Here is a 22,790-nt window from a genome sequence, read left to right as displayed (position 1 = left end):
GCTATTGCCCGTGCTAAAGCGAAAAAAGCCGCTAAAGCGGCTGCGCAAACCCAGCAATTAGATGAACCCAGTACAGCTGTGCAAACAAGTGATGCTGAGCCTGAAAACTCACAAGTAAGCCCTCCAGCTGATGACAAAAAAGCCGCTAAAGAAGCTGAGCAATCAGCACCAAGTGAACACAGCGCACCTGAACAAATCAATGAGCCACAAACCAGCAGCGGTTCAGACTCTGAGGAAACGTCCTCTGAGCAAACCGCAGCAGAGAAGAAAAAAGCCGCCGTGGCCGCCGCAATAGCACGCGCCAAAGCTAAAAAGTTACAAAAAGAAGGAAATGATCAGTCATGAAATTAACCATGGCCAGTTCGCCGCACAACCATAGCCATAAGTCGTTAACGCGCTTAATGCTAACCGTCATTGCTGCGTGTATTCCTGGACTAATAGCACAAGTGGTATTTTTTGGGACTGGCGTACTTATTCAGTTAGTACTGGCACTTGTTGCTGTAAGCGTATTTGAAGCAGCCATTATGTTAATGCGCAAACGCCCTATTTGGCCTGCATTGAGTGATGGTAGTGCATGGCTTACTGGTGTGCTGTTAGCACTGAGTATTCCGCCGCTGGCGCCTTGGTGGGTCATTATTATTGGCTGTTTATTTGCCATTGTAATTGTAAAGCAACTTTATGGTGGGCTTGGGTTTAACTTATTCAACCCAGCAATGGCCGCATACGTTCTTCTTTTAATCTCGTTCCCGGTACAAATGACCGCGTGGTTACCCGTTACCGATTTACTTAACGCCCAAATTGGTTTTATTGACCAATTACGTCTTATATTTACCGACTTTACGGCGCTGGGTTTTAGTGTTGATCAAGTCCGTGCCGGCGTTGATGGCCTCACCATGGCCACCCCGCTTGATACAGTTAAAACTGATGTAGCACATGGTCTAACGGTTAGCGAAAGCATGCAAAAACCAATTTTTTCTCAATGGGCTGGGCTTGGTTGGCTATGGGTTAACCTAGGCTTTTTAGCCGGTGGTTTATACCTTTTAAAAGCTAAAATTATAAACTGGCATATTCCAGTCAGCTTTATAGGCTCACTAGCGCTGTGCAGTGCCATTGGCTATATTGCTGCGCCAGGTACCGAGCCAGGTATGGTCTTTCACTTATTAAGTGGCGCGACCATGATGGGCGCATTTTTTATCGCCACTGATCCTGTTTCAGCTGCAACCACCAATAAAGGGCGCCTAATTTATGGCGCGTTAATTGGCCTGTTGGTGTATTTGATTCGCACCTTTGGTGGTTTCCCTGATGCGGTAGCCTTTAGCGTATTATTAATTAATATTGCTGTACCGCTGATTGATTACTACACCCAACCACGCACTTATGGCCACGGAGCAGTAAAATGATTATTTCATCAATGGCTAAAAATGGCGCGATATTAACGGCCTTTGCACTGATAACAACAGGCTTAGTTGCCTCAATTGATGCCTTTACCGCCGATAAAATTGCCGAGCAAGAACGCCTGCAATTAACCTCACAATTACAAGAGGTATTAAACCCACGCAGCTACGACAATCAGCTCAATACAAATTGCGTAATTATGAGCGACGAACAACTTGGCCCTTACCCCGAGCAAGTTATTTACCGCGCTTATAAAAATCAGCAACCTGTTGCACTTGTAATAAGACACGTAACACCTAGTGGTTACAGCGGCGATATTAACTTATTAACCGCCGTACTTGCTGATGGCACCATTGCCGGCGTACGTACCACTAAGCACGAAGAAACGCCCGGCCTAGGTGATAAAGTAGAGGTTAAAAAGTCGCTGTGGATCACTACATTTAACGATTTAACGGTTCAAAATGAAGACGATGCCCGTTGGGCGGTAAAAAAAGATGGCGGCCAGTTTGACCAATTCACCGGCGCAACAATTACGCCTCGCGCCGTGGTTGGCTCGGTAAAAAATGCCGTATTATTTGCAAAAGCTAACTTTGACGCCATTTTTAAACAGCCTAATGCGTGCCAAGAGGTAACACCATGAATGAGTTAAAAACCTTATACAAAGAAGGCGTATGGGCTAATAACCCAGCGCTCGTGCAGCTGCTCGGTTTATGCCCGCTTTTAGCTGTTACATCAACGGTAACCAACGCACTTGGCCTAGGGTTAGCTACTTTATTAGTCTTAATCGGCTCTAATGTTACCGTTTCTATTGTACGTAATTGGGTGCCTAAAGACATTCGTATTCCGGTATTTGTAATGATTATTGCAGGCTTTGTGACCATAGTTCAGCTACTTATGAATGCGTACACCTTTGGCTTGTATCAATCACTAGGCATATTTATTCCGCTTATCGTGACTAACTGCGCCATTATTGGCCGTGCAGAGGCGTATGCTTCTAAAAACCCTGTTCACCTGTCTGCGTTCGACGGCCTAATGATGGGCTTAGGCTTTATGGCCGTGCTGTTAGTGCTAGGTGCAATGCGTGAACTGATAGGCCAAGGTACATTATTTGATGGCGCCGATTTGCTCCTAGGGCCATGGGCACAAAGCCTACGCTTGGAAATATTTAGTTTCGATAGCCAGTTTTTACTCGCTATTTTGCCCCCAGGTGCCTTTTTAGGGCTTGGGCTGCTAATAGCAGCAAAAAATGTTATTGACGCACAAATAAAATCAAAACAGGTAACGCCGCCTGCTGCCGAAAAAGGCCCACGCGCACGTGTTACTAGCTTAACTTAAGGGGAAAACGCGTTAGCGCTATTAGCTAATGCGTTTTAAGTTGCATGAATAAAGAAAAACGTCACCAAATACTCTCGCGCTTGCGCGAGCAAAACCCACACCCAGAAACCGAGCTTGAATACTCGAGCCCATTTGAGCTACTAGTGGCTGTTACGCTCTCCGCACAAGCCACCGATGTAGGGGTAAATAAAGCCACCCGTAAATTATTTTCGGTTGCTAATACGCCACAAGCCATTTTAGACATTGGCCACGATGCACTTCGCGATTATATAAAAACCATTGGCTTATTTAATTCAAAAGCCGCAAACGTGTACAAAATGTGCCAAATACTAGTTGATCAACATAACGGCATTGTGCCCGAGAACCGCGAAGCCCTCGAAGCCCTACCCGGTGTTGGCCGAAAAACCGCAAATGTCGTACTCAACACAGCTTTCGGCTGGCCTACCATTGCCGTAGACACGCATATTTTTCGTGTTTCAAACCGCACCAAATTTGCGATGGGTAAAGATGTAGTCGCTGTTGAGCAAAAACTTGAAAAGGTTGTCCCTAAAGAATTTAAAGTAGACGTACACCACTGGTTAATACTACACGGGCGCTATACTTGCGTTGCCCGTAAGCCTAAATGCGGCAGCTGTATTATTGAAGACTTGTGTGAGTTTAAAGACAAAACTGATTAACTAGCAATAGGTTATGAAGTTTGTTATTAATAGTTTAAAGACAAAACTGATTAACTAGCAATAGGTTATGAAGTTTGTTATTAATAGTTTAATTAAAAAAGTGAGAAATGTTGCAACTGAATCCTATGCAATTAACTCACTACTAAATTAATTTAACAGAATAGTGTCACGCTAATGATTCGAAATTTCACTGTCATCCTTCTTATATACTTTGCAATATTTTCAATGACTTATGCAGTCGAGGAAAATACACAAAATAAGAATATGAAAGTGTCTGAAGTTGCAGATAACATTGCAATTCAATACCAAGAAATGGGATGGTTTTCAGGAAATGTGCTGATAACGAAAGATGGTAAAGAGGTATTTTCATCTTCTTATGGTTTTCAGGATATTGAAAAAGAATTAAAGAACAGCACTCAGAGCCGCTTTAATCTTGGTTCAATAATGAAAGACTTCACCAAAGTCCTAATTTTGAAACAAGTAGAAGCTGGAAAGCTAAAGTTAAGTGACAAACTCATTACGTTTGAGTTAGGCTTTAAACAGCTTCATGCTGAGAAAATTACAATTGAACATTTACTAAATCATAGAGCTGGATTTGCTGATATCTTTGTAGCTGAATATCGTGAGAATCAACTCGCGTTTGATACTCTAGACAAAAAACTAGAACTGTTAATAGACACCCCTCTCTTATTCGAACCTGATAGCGATTATAAATATTCAAACTACGGTTATGTAGTGTTGGGTGTCATTCTTGAAAAAGTAACAGGTCAATCATTCGAAAAGTTACTTGCAAACAATATTTTCAATCCAGTTGGTATATCATCAACAACCTTCAAGCCTATGAACTATCATGAGCACCAGTCGATACGATATACCTATAAGTACAATAATACGTTGAAACGAGTTGGTGTTACAGAACATCCCAGCCCGGATGGCGGTATTGAGTCTACAGTTATAGATGTTCAACAGTTTTATCGTGCGCTCTTTTATACCGATAAACTACTAAAGAACTCTGACCATACAAATCGTAAGTTATTTGCAATGGATGGCTCCCACTGGGCCGCATATGGTGGAGGGTTGGGAGTTAGTGCTGCTGTTGAGGTTGATTTAGAAAATGGTTATGAAATTGTCGTCTTGGCCAATACCGATCACCTAATTGCAGAGCGTATTTCTGGCCGAATTTTGTCTTTTATTCAAAATGGTAAATATGAACCGATAAAGCCATTGGAAAAAAACTTTGCTTTCGAGTATTACCAATCAAATGGCCCAAAAGGGTTTGTTAAACACTTTAAGAAGACATACCGCGAGAACGGTTATAAGCAGTTTATTGGTCGAACAATCAATGAATTAGGCATGGAGTTGCTTAAGTCAGAATCATGGACAGCAGCGTTTGATATGTTTAAGTATTTGATATCCCTTTTCCCTGATGCGCCGCAAGTATACGATAGCTTAGCATTTGCTTACTTATCAAAAGGAGACTTTGAAATGGCGAAAAGCACTTTTCGTAAGTCGTTAGCGATTAAATCCGATTTTAAAAGTGATTATGTAAGTGACAATTATGGTCATAATAAGCAACTGTAAGTACGTTTATCGCACAAAAATGACCGTCAATATGGGTATGCTGCGAGGCCATAGTTTAAAATAAAATCTATTTTCCTTATCTTTAGGCTGGCCGACCATTGCCGTAGACACGCATTTTTTTCGTGTTTCTAACCGCACCAAATTTGCGATGGGTAAAAATGTAGTTGCTGTTGAGCAAAAACTTGAAAAGGTTGCCCCTAAAGAATTTAAAGTAAACGTACATCACTGCCTAATACTACACGGGCGCTATACTTGCGTTGCCCGTAAGCCTAAATGCGGCAGCTGTGTATACCAATCGACTTAAATATTTAGTCATTCTAGCGAGCTAAATAAAGCGCTTACGGCGTTATAAACTTCTCAAGTAGAACAACTACATGTAAAAGTTTATGCCTTGTAACCGCCTATTTATCTGTCGCTATAAGTGACGAATAACTTAACACGATTGGTATTATTGAAGACGTGTGTGAGTTTAAAGACAAAACAGACTAACTTCGAATAACGATATTTTGGTTTTTGAAAGTAAGACAGCTAATTATTTAGCTGTCTGTTGATTCTATACTATTTATAAATTGCGCTATATTCACTAAACGCTCACCGACAATAAATGCAATGGTGCATTTAACCCAAGGAGTTGCGATATTTGTGTAGTTTAGTTTAGCTAATACGCAGCCAGTGGCTATTAAAAGTAGAAGCGATGACACGCTATAAAACCAAACCATGTGTTGCTCTAGGTGTGCAAACAAGTCAATTTCAAATAACACATCAAACCCAATAAACACATAAGCCATATAAAAAGGGGCAGACATAAATAACAATTTAGTTAGTTGTAATTTATGTGAGCAAAGGCAATAAATGTCTTTTTGAACTTGGCTAATTGGCTTTGCATAATCAACGTTAGCAATATGCACTATTTGGCCAATATTACCCGCAAGGCCAACAATGGCAAACACACCCAGTATTAATGCAGATATTACAGGCGCTGAAACACTAACGTTTTTTGCAATATACTGGCCCAATAACAAAATGATAAAGAAGAAAGCTGCGCTTTCAATAATACGTGCCCATTTCATAGTATTAAGCTCTTTTATTTGTTTATTCAGTTTTGTTTCGCTCAGCAGTGATTGGCTTATTGTAATAGCCGATTCGTTAAGACTATTTTGCTGCTGCCATGTGTTTTTTAAATTATCTAAATTCATTTTAAGCCCCCTGTTTTTCAAATTGATTTTTTAATGTTTCTTTAATTCTGCCTATTCGCGTAGCCACATTGGTTTTACTTATGCCTAAACTCGTCGCTATGCTTTGATGGGATTCGCCTTCTAAATACAGCAATACTATGGCTTTATTTAACTTATCGAGCTTTGCTATAAATTCATAAAGCTGCTTAACCTCTTCGCTTTTATCATCGTGCGCTGATAGGTCGGCTATGTGCACAATGCACTGCTCACTTTCATTGGCTTTATCTTCTCGTTTACTGTCTTTGCGGTAATAGGAAATTGCCACATTCAGCGCGATTCGGTACATCCATGTAGAAAACTTATAGTCTTTATTGTAGTTCTCATAAGCCAGCCACATGGTGGTGAGTATTTCTTGCGCTAGGTCTTGCCTATCATCTTGATTTTGACAGTATGAATTCACAATTTTATAGATAATGCCTTTATGCTGCTCCATTGTTTGAACAAAGCGTGCTTTTTTATTAGTGTTCATTTACGCATAAATCCATAATTAAAATTAATCTCATCACGTAGTTGGCTCATCACATTTTCATTGTGTTTAATTTCTAATGCATCTGTTTTTAAAAGTAATAAAGTGCGGCGCTTTGGCTAATGCAACACAGCCTGTACATACTTAAATATAAAGACTTTAGCTGCACTGTAATACTCACATAATCGTCTTATCTAGTTATTCGCAGTATCGCTGAAATAATCACAACTATGTAAAAAAATAATTATTGGAGGGAGTAGTAAGCTAAGTAAAAGAGCAAAGCGAGGAGTTAGCTCTTTTTTCTGCCTGCTATTAAAAGGGCACTCCTAGTTAAAAGAATTTTTTAATATAGCAATAGGCGATGAGATAGAGCGAGAAAGATTTCACTTAGGTGAACACATAGTATCGATGGTTCCTTACATGAACTTACAAATAACAGTTCATGCACGTATGGCTGAATCAGCTTTATTAATAAAAAAAGCAAATTGTTATATTTCAGTTAACCTAAAAGATATTTGCTCATTTGAGCCAACTCAATATTTCGCACAGCCAATCGCGAAAGTAATTTTGGCCGATAATAAAAACTTAACTCCCGCACTCTATGTACCTTGGTCTGAAGAAATGGCGCTAACTCACAGTAAAGCTCATGGATAAACGCCTTTGTTTGCTTATCACGCCTTTAAGGTATTAAGCGTTTCACTCTAAGACGATACTAAGATTTATAGCGGTTTAACTCTGATACTAAGTGCGTACTTTTAAATACCACCAAATTAGAGGCGCCAGTATCACTATTTCAATACCAACATTTAGCCACTGTTTTGCTACCGAACCATCTAATATAATGCCAATAAGCCTTGCGATTAAAAGCCCTACAAGTAACGATGATAGTGTTGCGGCTATGGTAGCTTGCCAAGGTACTAGCTGATAATGAAATTGCAGTAATAAACCAAAACCAATAAATACCCCCACCAAATTCTGCGCTCTACGGCCTTAAAAGTGTCGCTAGGGACGGGTTTATTGCTTATTAGCTCAGGGTTGGCAGCTAACACTATGCCAAAAATAATTAGCAGCGCACCAACAACCTTAAAAATAACTATATTATCCATGATTAATTCCTCAGGCTGGTTGCTTGATTAATCGCTTGATCAACAAGCTCCCCAGGTAACTCTTTTGCTTGGCTCCACTGCTTTGGCGATTGCCCATACATACGCTTAAACTCTCTACTAAATTGTGATGAGCTCACATAGCCTACCGACATGGCCGCGGAGCTTACGTTCATACCCGTTGCAATTTTCATCGCGGCGGTATTTAAGCGCATAGATTTAACAAATTGAATCGGCGACATACTGGTCGCATCTTTAAATTTTCGATGCAAAACGGCCCTACTTAGGCCAATTTTTGCTGCCATATCGTCTATGGTTATGGTCTCATCTAATCGAGATGCCAAATAATCAATTGAGCGTGCGATGTCGTTTCCGACGCCAAAGGCTTGGTGCACACTACTCCCTGCCTGTCCGTTTAATATGGCGTAATATAATTCTCGCAGTCGCCCTTCACCTAAAACTGCAATATCTACAGGGTCGCCTACAAGTTGCAGCAATCGTAATAATGAATCGCTGAAGGAGTCATCCCACGCTGCGAGTGTAAGCCCTTGTGTTTTGGGGGCTGATGCGTGTTTTTTTACACCTTCTGCAGCCATGGTAATAGATAATTCGGTCATCACTTTTGTATCTAGCGATACAATAACGCCTAGCAAGGGGTTCTCAGGTGACGCCGTGGGTGTACCCGCTTCTACCGGCATAGACATAGGGCAGCACATATAATTATGTTCATCGTAAATAAAATGCTTACCATCGAGTATGGCTTCTTTAGCGCCACTGACTATGGCAACAATACACGGCTCGTAAACCGCAGGTGCACAGCGCATAGCGTGCGTTACTTTAAACAGCTGAACACCTTTAATACCAGTTTCTATTAGCCCTTGGGTATAATTTTCATCGCTGTTTACTTCGTTAAAAGACAGCTTGTTTTGTATAAGTTGTTTAATCTGGTGTTTGCTCATACACCCATACCCTTTAAATATAGAATAATTCTAATCTAGCACCGCAAATACGCATTCTCAATGCAATGATACAAATAGGCATATTTTAAAGAGTATATCGCCTAGTTACACCTAGTAGCGAGAGTTATATTACCTAACAAGCAATGTAGAACAATGCGCATAGCCCTGTACTGCATATTTATACTTAACTATTGATAGGAATTTAACTAATGAGCGCAACTAACCCATTTGGCCCTTCAGGCTGGACTCCCGACCAACTCAGTTCTTTAGTCGGTAAATGCTATTTAATAACGGGAGCAAATACAGGCGCAGGTTTTGAAGCAACCCGACTATTACTCGCTAAAGGCGCAAAAGTAGTTATGCTCAATCGTAACCCTTTAAAATCAGATGAAGCTATTGCTAAGTTAAAACAGGAATTTGGGGATAGTACTGATGTGAGTTTTATAAAAATGGACTTAGCAGAGCTTGCCTCAGTGCGCCATGCAGCCAACGAGGTATTACAAACTGTGCCACACATAGATGCACTTATTTGTAACGGTGCGATTGCGCAGGTCGCGACTCAGCAATTTACTAAAGACGGATTTGAAAGTCAGTTAGGGGTTAACCACTATGGACACTTTTTACTGTGTGGTTTACTTTTTAACAAAATAGAGCAATCAAACGGACGTATTGTTGTGGTTGCCAGTGAAGGTTACAAAATGGGGCTTAAAACGATTCAATTTGATGACATGAATTGGAATAAAAACTACCACCCAAACAAAACCTACTGCCACAGTAAACTTGCACAAATGATGTTTGCTTATGAGCTGCAAAATAAAATAGCCGCCGCCAATAAAAATGTGAAAGTGTTTGTGTGTCATCCAGGTGCCGCTAATACCTCTCTTATTGGCGATAATGTTAACTTTGCAACCCGATTTACCTGGTCATTAATAGTCAAAATGGGCTTAGCGCAATCGGCAGAGCAAGGTGCATACCCTGAGGTTATGTGTGCCACCGAGCATTACCTAAAACAGCGCGCTTATTATGGGCCATCAGGCAGGTGGAATTGGAACGGCCCTGTCGGTGAATGCACCCTTGAATCATTTGCTTTAGAGCAGCCTGTGCTAAGCAAACTATGGGCAGTTACTGAGCAGCAAGTCGCTTTTAAATGGTCAATATAATTGCTAATAGCGAACGTGTATAGGGTGTAAAAGTAATGAAAAAACCATTTGTAATCGGCCTAATACTTTTACTTTCTCTAACCGGCTGTAAAAGTATCAATAATCCCCCTGTACAGTATAAACCTGATGATGAGCTGGTAGTACTTGCCCATGGCTTAGGTAGAAGCGATGGGCAATGCGTTACTTTGCCCAGCAGCTTAAACATGCTCGTTATAAAGTATGTAGTTTAGATTACGCCTCTTTAAGGCAAAGCGTTAAAGCCGTGCTTTTACAAACTAATAAACAAATAAATGCCTGTATTTCTAACGCGAATAAAGTGCATTTTGTCGGGCACTCTCTAGGTGGCTTAGTTATTAGGGCCTACTTGCAAAATAACAGCGCGCTATTAAATAGCAACAAGCTAGGAAACGTTGTGCTAATTGGTACACCTAACAAAGGCAGTGAATTAGCTAATCATTTAAATGGTTCATGGTTAATGCATATCGCCGGCGGTATAAGCCAAGCTCTTGTTACAGGTGATAATAGCCTAGGCAACACGATAGATGAGCTAAATATTAGTTTAGGCGTGATAGCTGGCACTAAACGCTCTCCCCTAACAGAGCATTATTTTAAGGGTGAAAACGATGGCTTGGTGTCTGTAGAATCAACCAAACTGAATAAAATGCGTGATTTTATTACCCTTGATGTGAGCCACACTGGAATGCGCTACAACCAACAAGTAATACAACACACACTTTATTTTTTGCAAACAGGTGCATTTTTACCCCCAACACTAAGAACTACGGCCCTTTATTAACCACCTAACTGCGGCTAATTTTAGGTAAAAAAAAGCAAGCCAAATGGCTTGCTTTTGAGTGCCCGTTCAAAGGCTACACACTCTCAACATACTTTTTAAAAACGGTAACTTGCACCCAGTGTAATACGACGGTCAGTTAAACCTTGGAAACACAATAGTGCGCTTTCGTTTACACATGATTGGCTAATTTCAGATTCAGTAATATTTACTGCTTCTAAACCAATATTAAGTTGCTCGTTCACATCGTAACTAATACTTGCGTTAAGCTGGCCACGGTCTTCTTGTACCACAGGGAAACCCCATGGGAAGCTAGACGTACTACCGAAGTCATTTGAACGATACCCTTCACGCCACGTATAACGCATACGAGCTGACAGGCCAAATTTTTCGTAGTAAAGGGTAATGTTGTACGCATTTTCAGAAAGATTTAGTAAACCTTGAATTTCACTCACTTCAATACCGGGTGTACCTGTAGTTGCAGCAAATACACTACCCGCTCTTGATGTTGCGGTATTTTCGGTTTCACCACCTGAGAACTCTTGAATTGTGTAATTAGCTAGCACACCAAAACCAGAAGCCCACCCAAGGTCTTCTTCAAAGCCCGATAAGTCATATTGAAACGCAAACTCAATCCCTTTTTGGGTTGTTTCACCGCTATCATTTACTTTTGTTTCTGTACCAACACATACACCACGGCCATTCTCTGGGCCAAATACGTTTATATCTGCAATGGGGTTAAATATACCGCCGCCTTCACATGGATCTGTTAAATCGCGGTACCCTGTTACTGGGTCTTCAACTGGCGACGTTAACTGATTTACATGTAAATCTTTACGGGTTTTATGGAATATACCCACACTTACAACACTCGCTTCATCAAAATACCATTCAGCAGATAAGTCATAAGAAAGCACTTCTTCAGGTTTAAGCGCAGGGTTACCAAATTCAACTTCGTCATTTGGGCTTGTGCTGTAAGTAATAGAGGTAGATAAGTCGTTATAATCAGGGCGACGTATATCTTTACCCACACCAAAGCGCACGAGTACATCTTCTGATACATCAGCTACAAGGTTTAAGCGTGGTAAAATAAAGTCATAGTCAGATTTATTAGTAATTCGGGTCACAAGCTCATTGCCACTGCCATCTTGAGTAACCGAGTTACCCGTAGACTCAACATCTGTTTGAATATAACGCACGCCGATATTACCGCGTACCATTTCGTACTCAAAGTTAGCTTGTGCATATAGCGCATGGGTGATTTCTTCTATATCAAAAAAACCAGATGAGCTAGATGTTGGTGCATTTAATGTTTTGCTTGAACCATGCGCAGTCATCGCTGCTTGTAATGTTGCAAGTACCGCATCAGGGTCTGATGCAACAAGCTCTGGATCAATTAATAAAAAGTCAGCAATGTATAACGAGCGACCATCAGCTTCGTTAAAGTTATCAGGACCTGCGACTAATAAATCAGCAAATAAATCACCGGTTGGGCTATCTGCCATTGTTCTTAGGCCAACGCTTGATGTAATTTCGTTTTGTTTGCTTTGCGATTTACTGTAACGGTAACCAAAATCAATAGAGGTTACGATTGAATCAGTGTAATAGGTTGAATCAATACGGAACGCATCTTCAGAGTTTTCAACGGTATCTTGACCAATATTTACATCGCGTAGCACTACATTCGCAGGGTCTAGTAGTTGTTCAACCGTAGGCGCGTACTCTGCACCTTCTGCAATGCCAAACGCTAAAGCACCACCCGATAAGTCGTACTCAAATGGCACGCTATTATCATTACCACCACCTGCATCTAACGGCACATTAGGGTTAATAAAGTTAAGCGTAGTATTAAAGCTAGGCGTAGTTGTATCTGAAGACGATGATGCAATTTCAGCACTTACAAACCACTTATCGCCTTGCCATTCGCCACCAAGTCTAAAAATATTACTGTCGGTAACACGCGAGTTAGTATCGCTTGAAAAACGAAGATTAGGATCGTCATCATCATTTTCTAAATTAACAGGAATAACACCACGTAAGGCCGCTTGAATTGTACCTAAGTTAGTTCCGCCCAACGAGCCTAAGTTTACGGTTTCAAATTCATCTGGCACAGAAATATCGTTCAGTGCACTTACACCCGATGCTTGTACACGAGAGCTTTCTTGGCGACGTTCTTGATCGTTAACCACCGCATCAAAGTAAAACTTTGTGTTATCGTTTGGCGCCCATTCAATAGTACCTACAAAGTTTTTAGTTTCGTATTCGTAGTTATCGTAATCTTGTACAAAAAATTGAATAGGTAAAAAATCAAAAGACTGTGCACTGGCTACACCGCTATCTGCAGTTATAATGTTATCTCTATCTGCACGCGGGCGAAACGCCGTTACATCTTGCTCTGCGTAGCTGCCGCTCACTAACACACCAAATTTACCGTAATCACCTTCCCAGTTATCAGCAAAGGTACCTGAAAAACGAGGTTGTAAGCCACTATCTGTGCTTAAACTGCTACTTTCACCTTGTACTCTTATTGTCGCCAGCTGCTCACCTAAATGTAAAGGGCGAATGGTTTTAAGGTTAATAGTACCACCAACAGAGCCCTCTATTGTTTTCGCTTCAGGCGACTTTATTACCTCTAAACTTGAAATAATTGACGCTGATACATCTTCAAAGCTAATACCACTTCGACCAGAGCCTGAGCCCACCGTTGATACACCGTTAATTTCGGTACGGTTAGCATCGGTACCACGTATTTGTACACCGGTACCTACACCCGCTTGGCGTGTAATTTGAATACCCGTTACGTTTTCTAATACTTCAGCGAGGTTTTGATCAGGTAGTTTACCAATATCTTCTGACTGAATAATTTCAACTAGGCTATCTGCAGAGCGTTTTTCCGCCAGTGCATTAGTAAGTGATTGACGAATGCCAGATACTTCGATGATCTCTACATCATCTTCTGCAATTGGCTTGGCTTCCTGTGCGTGTGTGGACATAGAAAGGTTTAATGCTGTGGCAGATATAACTGCTAGCGTAATTTTTGATAACTTGTGATTCATAGTTTTTCCTGTGTGTGTCAGTGCTATGTGTAACTCGCTATATATTTTTTATTAAACGCCTTACCATTTATCTAAATGGTTAACTTAATATTTACAGCAAAACACCAAAAGGTCAACCTATTGGTAAACCATTTTGCGTAAAAAAAGCAAAAACACTCATTACCAATAAAGCGAAGTTCGGCATGACAAAATCACAAAAAACACTGACCACAATATAACCACTTGTATTTAATATGCTTTTAAACATAAAAATAGTTTAAATTTGATACAAGCTCGGTTTAAAACTCATACAAATGGGCCAATATATTTTTTTAATATATGGTGGGTTGTTTTTAAATTTAGTAGGCTTTAAGGAGTTAATTGGTCAACCAGAATAAAGGTAGTAGACTTTAGGCTAATTTAAAGAGTGGGCGAAAGTGCGGTCTTAACGAAGCTAATTTAGTAACACAAGGCTTTAGTCAAAAGGTTTAAACTCGCTTTAGTTAAACCCGATGTAATACATTATAAGAATCAAAGGGTAATATTCGCCTTCTATATAAAAAAACCCAACCAGTGGGGTGCACTAATTGGGTTTTAAATTGGGGAGCTCTTTTATTTATTACAGTTTAAAGCTCATTCCTAAGAATAAACGTGGGCCGTAGTCGTTTACTTCACCTAGGTTATCTTCCACAAAGAAATCTTGTGATTTAGGTGCACTGAACAAGTTAATAGCCTCAGCTTTAATTCTGAAATGTTTATTAATTTTATACGATGCGCGCATTTCCCAAACGCCTACGGCATCAACATAACGTAAGCGGGTACCATTACTGGTATACGGTTGGAAGTATTCACTACGGTATTTGTAAATAATGGCCGTATCAAAGTCACCAATTTGGTAATACAGCTGGCTACTAAATACATGTTCAGAGAACCCAGGTACCGAGCCTGGCTCAATAATACCATCGGTAATTTGCGTAGTGTTACCATCTACATCGGTAATGAACGTATCGCCGTACAAACTATCTTGGAACTCAAAGTCGGTGTCCGCATAGTTATAACCAAACTTCACACCAATACCGTTATCCCAGCGGTATGAGAACGAGGCTTCTAGACCTAAAATTTCGCTATCGTCATCAGTTGTTACTGAATTAGTTACTGGCAGTGATACGGTTTCGCCACCTACAACGTAATCTTCAATAACTGTTTGTTGCTGAAAGCCACCTTGGAACTGTTTGTAGTAAAGGCTTAGCGCTAAGATAGAATCTTCATTAGGGTACCATTCAAAGGCTAAGTCGTAGTTCCATGACATTAATGGTTGAGTATCAGGGTTACCAGAACCATCTACAGTTAATAAGTCAGAAAGCGATAACGCAACAGATTGATCGTCTGTTACAAAGTCGCGGTCATACCCTAAATCAGATGGATCGGCACGTGACATACCGCGATAAATACCCGCTCTGAATAAAATATCTTCACTGTAATCAACAACTAAATTAAAGCTTGGTAAGTATTTTGTATAGCCACCACCGCTTTTCGTTCTTTCAAGTGTGTCGCCGGTTTCTAGTGTCACTGCGCCAGTTGTTTCATCTACATCTACCGTGTAGTTAGTTCTAAAACCAATAGAGGTTACATCAGTATCTACAATACGTAGACCAAAGTTACCACGAATAAACTTACCAAATACTTCAGTGTCGTAGTTTGCCATTAAGTACACTGATGTGGTTTTTTCAGTAACATCTATGGTACCGGCATTTTCATACTCAACATCAGGGTAACCAAACTCACCTGTATAATCAGCGTCTGTAGCTGCTACAGCTTGAGAGAAACACACGTTATCGTACGTCGCCCACGAGGAACCTGTCCCTGAGCTTATTACATTACCGCTACTATCTATATTTGTTATTAAATCGCCATCAGATACGCTCGATAAAAAGCCAGATTCAGGGAAGTCAATTTGACAGCCTTGAAGTATCTCTAATGCTGAGTCATCACCTATGGTGTATTCATTACGAGAGCCATTACCTTGGCTACCACCAAACTGAATAAAGCTTAACTCTGACGCTCTTATGCCCCCTTCAATACTGGTAAACACATCACCTTCTAGTGCGTAGTTAAAATCTATACGCGCCGATTTAACTTCGTTCTCGCGTACATTTTCACGATCTAAACGGGTACGTAAGCTATCGGTAAAATTAGAGATATCTGTTACGTCAAAGTCAGTTAGGGTAAAGTGAGGAATTTCATCGCCCATATCCCAGCTAAATAAATTACGGTCTGCGGTTCTACCACGGTTAGAAATTTGTAGCTCTTCACGCTCAGTTTTTGAATACGCTAAATCAAGATTTACAGTAAGGCGATCAGTAAATGTGTGCTCAATATTAATACCGTAGCCTTGGTAGTTTTCTTCACGTGAGAATTGCTCACCCGCAGATTCAATACGCTCTTCACCTTCCCAATGTAAAATTCCGCCAACGTCGTTAGTAACCAGTGTTGGGCCTGTTAAACCAGGCGTTGCGCGTTTTTGTAAAAAGATTAAATCGTGACGTGCTTCTTTTTGCGTTCTGTCAGAAATCTGTGCATCAAAGTTAATATCCCACTCAGATGACGGCTGGTATTGCATTGCAAAAAATATAGCGTCGCGCTCATCAGATGTTTCATTTTGGCGATAGCTGCGGCTACTGCCTGTCCATGCATAAGGAGTACCATCGCTTTCAGCTTTACCAGTTTCTGGGTCTATTGCAGTTTGGTAACCTTGGTTATTGCTACCACTTACTTGGTCTTCACAGTCCCCTGCACTACCTCTGTAAAAACCTTCATTGGTATTTGTTGGATCATTTAAACATGCCCAAAGTGAAGACCCTGATGGGCTTGAGCTTCTGTATTCGGCCTCTGGTTGGCTAATATCTTGTCGCTGTACACCAAAAGACACACCCACGGCTTGGCCATCGGCAAACTCAAATTGATCAACATAGCTAAACGTACCACGGTAACCTGTATCACTTTGCAATGAGTTTTCTACATTACTTTCATCAGGATTGTAGTTTAATTTAACCTCACCCTGAACTCGCTGCTTACCGTAATCAAGTGGACTTACTGTTTCAAGGGCTATTACACCTGCTACACCACCTTCAATCATTGATGCATCTTGTGTTTTATAAATAGCGATTTTTTTTACAAGCTCTGATGGGAACTGTGAAAAGTTAACAGAGCGGTCACCACTACCATTGGTCGCTTCACGGCCGTTAATATGAGTTGCACTTAAAAATGGACCTAAACCACGAATAGTAATTTCGGTAGCGCCGCCGTTTTCACGGTGAGATGCAGCACCGGTGATAGACTCAAGCGCTTCACCAATTGAAAGCGCAGGTAAATCACCAATATCTTCGGCAGATAAACCATCAACAACGGTTGTTGCCTCGCGTTTTATTGCAATTTGATCTTGTATGGTTCTACGAGTACCCGTAACGCTAATGATTTCTACATCTTGCTCTACTTCAGTCACTTTTTCTTGGGCTTCTTGCTGAGCAAAAGCATTAAATGACAATGAACCTGCCATACCTGCAAGTAAACTTGCTCTAATTAGCTTAGCAGCAGGTGAAAGTGCAAAATGATTACAAACAGAGCTGTTTGTAGAATGTTGATGCCTTCGATCCATTTTTAACGACATGCCGCGTTCTCCTTTATCATTGTGTGTGTTGTGCGTAGTTTGCTATTTTTATAAATGTTAATAATATGCAGTATTGATTTATTCATCTTGTGCCACCCATGTAGAGCCTGCACCTACATCAGTGCTTTGGATGTAATATAAGTTTCTTGCACCTGCTAAGGCTTGTGCACCATTTGCGTCAGTCTCAAGCAGCGTACTTGTACCGGTTACAAATTCAGGGACTTCTTTACCATTTGCTTCTGGGTCTTGGTCAATAGCGCCATCAGTGTCGTATTCACCATTGCCATTTACGTTTCTAATATCAACCCATAAATCACTCGCATCGCCCGACTCATAGCTGTCACTAAAGCCAAAGCTGTTTGAGAACAATGATTCAGTATGATTAATTAGGTCACAGTCGTACTCAAATGAATGATCGCTCGACAGCGTATTAGGGTAAAAGAAACCATAAACAAGCGCGCTATTTTGTATGGTGTCTTCATCAGTTTGATCGCCCACCCCATTGGCATTTAAATTACCGTTAAAGTTAATTTCGAATGCATTTTTTGTTAAACCGTACAATACAGGTGCGTTATCTGCGGTAAGCTCATCACAATCACCTACCGGTGCTTTTGAACCTATTTCTGTACTAAATACAAATGGTTGCTGTGAGTTAAGTACCGTATTGTTAGTCACATTAAGGGTAAAGTCGCCTGCGCCATCAAGCACAGCTTGGTTACCTCCATTTGGCACTCCGCCATCGGCTTGTGAGAATGGATTCGCTGTAAATACAATACCACCTGCTTCTTTATTACCTGAGCGAATACCCGCAATGTAGTTATTGCTTACTGTGTGGCCTAAAGGCGTAATTAATACACCAGCTGGTCGATCGCTTGAGCTTGCAATATCTGTGGTACGAATAATAACGTTGTCTGATACCGTATTAAATCCACCATCTTCAAGCGAAATACCGCCATTAGGATTTAAAATGGTATTCCCTTTGATCGTCGCGCCAGAGGTTTGTACGCGCATTAAGCGACGACCTGTAACAAAGTTTTCTACACGGTTGTATTGAATAGTAAAGTTTGCACCTACAGCTGCGTCTGACCCTGTGGTACTGCCTGCGTTAATTAAGTGAAGGCTAGAGTTACCAAAATTTGGATTACTGCTTGAGCCTGTGAAAAGGTTATATTGAATAACGTGGTTAGTACTTGACGATGACATTTTAATCACCGAACCATTTTCTGCTTTATCGCGGTTTGCAAAGGTATTACGCTCAACCATTGCGCCATCGCCTTTAAGCATTAACCAGTGGTAAGTGGAGTTATTTAACGTCTGTGCTTCACCATCTATAGTATTTTGAGTAAATGTGAAGTTGTCACCCTCAGAATAAATAACGGCGTCTTCTTCGGTTTCACAAAAGCCGCCCGATTTAGTATCAATATTTTTAAAAGTAAGTCCTTCAATACCTGCGCCATCAACACCGCTGGCTACATGAATACAAAGTTCACCACTAATTACCGGGCTTTGCCCTTCAACGGCTCTAAGCGTTGCTGCACTAGTTAGCATAATGGCATCAAGATCGGCATATACGCCGGTATTTAAACCAATCACGTCGCCATCAGCAAGACCTGCATTTATAGCCCCTAATAGCGCGCCTGCATCACTTATTACTTGCGTGTACACTACAGTATCGGCAGTACCGGTAATTGTGCTTGAAAAGCCATCGTTATCGGTGTAACTCGCCGTCACCGATATAATCGCACCAGCTTGATTAGTTGGCGTAAACGTTTTGCTGTTAGTGTCTGCTATTGCTACGCCATCAGCAAGCCAGGTGTAGGTAACGTTTTGCTCATCTACACCGTTGTTATCGCTAATTTCAGCGGTTAATTCGCTAGTCACTAAATAAGGCGTAGCGCCTGAAATGGAAATGCTACCCGCTTCATCTACAGCTTCAGCTGAAACTGCAATGGTTGCCTCTGATAGGTTGTCTTCGGTAAAACCATGATCGTCTGTGTAAGTAACCTGCACAGTGATAACTTGTCCAAGTAGTGATTCATCAACAACATAAGTACTTTGTGTTGCACCTTCAATAGCTACCGTATCTGCAAACCATTGATAAGTGATTGTGCCGCTTGCGCCATCTTCATCGGTAATTTCAGCCGTTAGTGTATTACCAATCGTAGGCGTACCAACAATAGCCACCGACCCTTCTGAATTCGCGCGTTCTACTGGCGTTGTCGCAGCTGATGTAGCTGACTCTGCAAAGCCTCTGCTATCTTCAAACACTGCATTTACAGTAATAACTTTACCTAATTGCGCTTCGGTAATTGTGAAGGTTGCTAAGGTTTCATCAGCAATTTCCTCATCATCTGCAAACCACGTATAAGTTACAAGCGCTGGATCGAAGCCATTTTCATCCGCCACACTAGCACTTAGCTCATTACCAATAATTGCATCACCGTTAATTTCTACTGTGGCCGCAAAAGGAATAGCTGTCACTTCATCGGTTGGCTCGCTTAAATGCGATTCATTAACGCCGCTGTCATCTGTATAAAGCGCTTGTGCAGTAATCGCAAAACCAATTTGCTCATCGGTTAATGTAAACGTTGCGTCATTAGCACCACTAATAACTTGTCCATCGGCATACCAGTAGTAGCTTACTTCGCCAGAAATACCATCGGCATCATTTACGCTGGTCGACAATGTTTCGCCCGTTAACGCTGTGCCTGATAGAGCAATAGAGCCCAATGTGTTGTTATTATTATTTGAATCCGTGTCACAACCTATAATGGCAGCTGCAACAGCACATAATGCAAAATGTTTTAATTTCATCATGGCTCTATTCTCCTTAATTGTGTGGTTTAGTATTTAGCAGGTGTAATGTGTGATTTACCAAATACCCAGTGTGTTATTACCAAATTATTTTATTTTTACGCTTCATTGTTAACCAACCTGGTAATATAAGCATAATAAAAACACTTTTACCACTATATTCGTTCAAAATTCATCATATTCTATTAACTGAAAGTTAACTTACGTCTATACCTAATAACGCAGCGTTATTACCAATATTAATTTCACGAATAGATAAACAAGCAACCTTTATGAACAATTGGTTTTACCGAAAGAATTACTCTGAATTGTTACGTAGCGCGATAAGCACATAAAGAATGGGGGATGGAAAATACAGGCGTAAAGCTTTAGCTGTAATAGCCTATAGATATGAATTTTTGATGTGTATATAAAATAACGTAGCCACTGCGTTTAACTCACTATTAGTCAGCAGTGGCATACGTTTTATTTAAAAGGCGTTAGGGGACAATAACCGCCCTTTTGTACTGAGGCCTTAGTCAGGTTTAATAAACCGTAGAATTAAAATAAGTCACAGGTTCACTAGAGCCTAAAATAACAGGCACACGCTGATGCAGATCCTCTGGGTGAATATCTAAAATACGCATGCCTTTAGAGGTGGCTATACCACCTGCGTTTTCAGTTAACATCGCCAACGGGTTGGCTTCGTAAAGTAACCGTATTTTACCATTTTCATTACCAGAACGCGTATCTTGTGGATACATAAATACCCCACCACGGCATAATATGCGGTGCACATCACCGACCATAGCCGCATTATAGCGAATTGAGCTTTTAGCAAATTCTTCTGATGTATACAGTAATTTATCAAAGTAAACTTGTGTTGCTTCATCCCAATATCTGTAATTTGCCATATTAACCGAGAACTCACGGCTTTTACTCGACACCTTAAGTTCTGGCTTAGTAAGCAAAAAGCCGCCGTGGGTTAAATCATGCGTATAACAGCGGGTTGGTCCACCTGTTGTCATCACAAGTAACGACGATGGCCCATACAGCACGTAGCCCGCACAAACCTGATTAGTACCGGGTTGATTAAATTGCTCATCACTATCGTAAGGTACATCTGCTTTTGCTGGGTAAATAGTAAAAATAGTACCTATTTGTCCATTAACATCAATATTTGATGAACCGTCGAGAGGATCAAACGCCACAATATACTTACCATCAGGGTGTGCACCTACTGCGTTGTCTTCTTCTTCAGATGCCACTGTTTTGACCAATTCATCATCAATTAAAGTGTCTTTTAAAAGCTGATTAGCAATAACATCTAGCTTTTTTTGAACTTCACCTTGTATATTTTCGTTAAGGGTAGAGCCCAATACACCCGCAAGCTCACCTTGGCTTACTCTAAACGCTATTTCTTTTGTGGTTGCTAACAGAGTACGGATTAACATGATTAGGTCGGTTTCAACACCATCTTCTTTTAAAACTTTATTCAGTCTTTTCATGCGCTATACCTGTTCACACAATTAAGGTCGTCAAAACATTGAATCAGGCGTGCCATCATATGCTGCTCCGACTGGCGTAACCACACACGTGGGTCATAGTATTTTTTATTGGGTTTATCTTCACCATCAGGGTTGCCTATTTGGCCCTGTAAGTAATCTTGCTTTTCTTGATAATAGTTTAATACCCCATTCCAACTCGCCCATTGTGTGTCGGTATCAATATTCATTTTTACCACCCCGTAGGTTAGCGATTCTGCAATTTTGCAATGTTCTGAACCACTCCCCCCGTGAAACACAAAATTAATAGCGTTATGCTCTAAATTAAATTTTTCAGCTACATAGGCTTGTGACTCGCGCAATATGCTTGGGGTTAACACTACATTACCCGGTTTATAAACACCGTGAACATTACCAAACGAAGCTGCAATAATGAAATTAGGGCTTATTTTACTCAGACGCTCATAAGCATAAGCTACATCTTCAGGTTGAGTGTACAAAGCCGAGCTGTCGAGATGGGAGTTATCAACCCCATCTTCTTCTCCACCGGTACACCCGAGCTCTATTTCAAGTGTCATGCCTATTTTTGCCATACGCGCTAAATAACGCTCACAAATCTCTATATTTTCTTCCAGTGGCTCTTCTGAAAGATCGATCATGTGTGATGAGAAAAGGGGCTTGCCTGTTTGTGCAAAGTATTTTTCACCTTCATCTAGCAAACCATCAATCCAGGGCAGTAGTTTTTTTGCAGCATGATCTGTATGTAACATTACAGCAACACCATAGTGCTTAGCTACATTATGCACATACTGTGCAGCACTTATTGCGCCTACAACAGCAGACTGTTGCCCCTCAAGAGCTAAACCTTTACCACAAAAAAACTGTGCTCCCCCATTAGATAGCTGAATAATGACCGGCGACTTCACTTCTCTTGCGGCTTCTAAAGTCGCGTTAATAGATGATGTACTCACTACATTTACTGCTGGCAATGCATATTGATGTGCTCGTGCGTGTTTGTACACTTCGCTTACTTCATCGCCAACAACAACACCGGGTGCAATCGTTGGGGCTAAATAATTCATTTTT

At 40.9% G+C, this 22,790-nt stretch carries 18 protein-coding genes and 2 pseudogenes; 11 read left to right on the top strand and 9 right to left on the bottom strand.

Translation table 11 applies throughout. From position 1 onward, the window contains the following. From CWC17_RS12740 to CWC17_RS19585, 7 genes and pseudogenes are all read left to right on the top strand, one after another. Positions 1-345 (top strand): annotated as a pseudogene (locus CWC17_RS12740) (electron transport complex subunit RsxC); the annotation flags it as partial. After that, positions 342-1,400, top strand: a complete 1,059-nt coding sequence (gene rsxD / locus CWC17_RS12735) for an electron transport complex subunit RsxD (protein ID WP_138613228.1) — start codon at positions 342-344, stop codon at positions 1,398-1,400. The pseudogene CWC17_RS12740 and the gene rsxD, both read left to right, overlap by 4 nt. Beyond that, positions 1,397-2,035, top strand: coding sequence for an electron transport complex subunit RsxG (gene rsxG / locus CWC17_RS12730; RefSeq protein WP_055016960.1), 639 nt, complete (start codon positions 1,397-1,399; stop codon positions 2,033-2,035). The genes rsxD and rsxG overlap by 4 nt, the downstream gene beginning before the upstream one ends. After that, positions 2,032-2,730, top strand: coding sequence for an electron transport complex subunit E (locus CWC17_RS12725; protein ID WP_138613226.1), 699 nt, complete (start codon positions 2,032-2,034; stop codon positions 2,728-2,730). Before rsxG ends, CWC17_RS12725 begins: the two co-directional genes overlap by 4 nt. A 44-nt stretch (positions 2,731-2,774) precedes the next feature. Beyond that, positions 2,775-3,407: an endonuclease III gene (gene nth / locus CWC17_RS12720; RefSeq protein ID WP_138613224.1), complete on the top strand. Its 633-nt coding sequence runs from the start codon at positions 2,775-2,777 to the stop codon at positions 3,405-3,407. A 264-nt stretch (positions 3,408-3,671) separates the two neighbouring features. Continuing rightward, the gene (locus tag CWC17_RS12715) at positions 3,672-4,988 is read left to right on the top strand and encodes a serine hydrolase (RefSeq protein WP_249935927.1); all 1,317 of its coding nucleotides are present in this window, start codon (positions 3,672-3,674) and stop codon (positions 4,986-4,988) included. A gap of 82 nt (positions 4,989-5,070) precedes the next feature. Then, a pseudogene (locus tag CWC17_RS19585) lies at positions 5,071-5,292 on the top strand (endonuclease III); the annotation flags it as partial. Positions 5,293-5,524: 232 nt separating this feature from the next. Here CWC17_RS19585 and CWC17_RS12705 read toward each other — a convergent pair. After that, on the bottom strand, positions 5,525-6,184 hold the full coding sequence (locus tag CWC17_RS12705; RefSeq protein WP_138613220.1) for a hypothetical protein: 660 nt from the start codon (positions 6,182-6,184) through the stop codon (positions 5,525-5,527). A 1-nt stretch (position 6,185) separates the two neighbouring features. Then, positions 6,186-6,692: an RNA polymerase sigma factor gene (locus tag CWC17_RS12700; RefSeq protein WP_138613218.1), complete on the bottom strand. Its 507-nt coding sequence runs from the start codon at positions 6,690-6,692 to the stop codon at positions 6,186-6,188. 417 nt (positions 6,693-7,109) lie between these two features. Here CWC17_RS12700 and CWC17_RS12695 point away from each other — a divergent pair, with 417 nt between their 5' ends. After that, a complete protein-coding gene (locus CWC17_RS12695) occupies positions 7,110-7,343 on the top strand; it encodes a hypothetical protein (RefSeq protein WP_138613216.1) in 234 nt (77 codons plus the stop codon). Between the two features lie 87 nt (positions 7,344-7,430). On the opposite strand, the gene CWC17_RS12690 is transcribed toward CWC17_RS12695, so the two are convergent. Continuing rightward, on the bottom strand, positions 7,431-7,661 hold the full coding sequence (locus tag CWC17_RS12690) for a hypothetical protein (protein WP_138613214.1): 231 nt from the start codon (positions 7,659-7,661) through the stop codon (positions 7,431-7,433). Between the two features lie 136 nt (positions 7,662-7,797). Beyond that, positions 7,798-8,751, bottom strand: a complete 954-nt coding sequence (locus CWC17_RS12685) for an AraC family transcriptional regulator (protein WP_138613212.1) — start codon at positions 8,749-8,751, stop codon at positions 7,798-7,800. Positions 8,752-8,960: 209 nt separating this feature from the next. Between CWC17_RS12685 and CWC17_RS12680 the strand changes: the two genes are divergently transcribed. From CWC17_RS12680 to CWC17_RS12675, 3 genes are read left to right on the top strand one after another with little or no spacing between them, the layout of a single operon-like run. Continuing rightward, complete coding sequence (locus CWC17_RS12680; protein ID WP_138613210.1) at positions 8,961-9,911, top strand: SDR family oxidoreductase; 951 nt, start codon at positions 8,961-8,963, stop codon at positions 9,909-9,911. 35 nt (positions 9,912-9,946) lie between these two features. Next, positions 9,947-10,141, top strand: a complete 195-nt coding sequence (locus tag CWC17_RS19580) for a hypothetical protein (protein ID WP_249935926.1) — start codon at positions 9,947-9,949, stop codon at positions 10,139-10,141. Then, the gene (locus tag CWC17_RS12675) at positions 10,087-10,707 is read left to right on the top strand and encodes a DUF7379 domain-containing protein (protein ID WP_249935925.1); all 621 of its coding nucleotides are present in this window, start codon (positions 10,087-10,089) and stop codon (positions 10,705-10,707) included. Before CWC17_RS19580 ends, CWC17_RS12675 begins: the two co-directional genes overlap by 55 nt. 95 nt (positions 10,708-10,802) lie before the next feature. On the opposite strand, the gene CWC17_RS12670 is transcribed toward CWC17_RS12675, so the two are convergent. From CWC17_RS12670 to fbaA, 5 genes are all read right to left on the bottom strand, one after another. Next, positions 10,803-13,760 (bottom strand): TonB-dependent receptor, encoded by a 2,958-nt coding sequence (locus CWC17_RS12670; protein ID WP_138613208.1) that lies wholly within the window; start codon positions 13,758-13,760, stop codon positions 10,803-10,805. A gap of 598 nt (positions 13,761-14,358) precedes the next feature. Further along, positions 14,359-17,406, bottom strand: coding sequence for a TonB-dependent receptor (locus CWC17_RS12665; RefSeq protein WP_138613206.1), 3,048 nt, complete (start codon positions 17,404-17,406; stop codon positions 14,359-14,361). A 78-nt stretch (positions 17,407-17,484) separates the two neighbouring features. Beyond that, positions 17,485-20,220 (bottom strand): poly(beta-D-mannuronate) lyase, encoded by a 2,736-nt coding sequence (locus tag CWC17_RS12660; protein WP_138613230.1) that lies wholly within the window; start codon positions 20,218-20,220, stop codon positions 17,485-17,487. A gap of 524 nt (positions 20,221-20,744) precedes the next feature. After that, on the bottom strand, positions 20,745-21,707 hold the full coding sequence (locus CWC17_RS12655) for a class 1 fructose-bisphosphatase (protein ID WP_138613204.1): 963 nt from the start codon (positions 21,705-21,707) through the stop codon (positions 20,745-20,747). Beyond that, positions 21,704-22,786 (bottom strand): class II fructose-bisphosphate aldolase, encoded by a 1,083-nt coding sequence (fbaA, locus tag CWC17_RS12650; RefSeq protein ID WP_138613202.1) that lies wholly within the window; start codon positions 22,784-22,786, stop codon positions 21,704-21,706. The genes CWC17_RS12655 and fbaA overlap by 4 nt, the downstream gene beginning before the upstream one ends. Between the last annotated feature and the right edge of the window lie 4 nt (positions 22,787-22,790).

Source organism: Pseudoalteromonas sp. S3785 (assembly GCF_005887365.1).
Taxonomy (GTDB): domain Bacteria; phylum Pseudomonadota; class Gammaproteobacteria; order Enterobacterales; family Alteromonadaceae; genus Pseudoalteromonas.
This window is presented reverse-complemented; position numbering and strand designations above follow the sequence as displayed.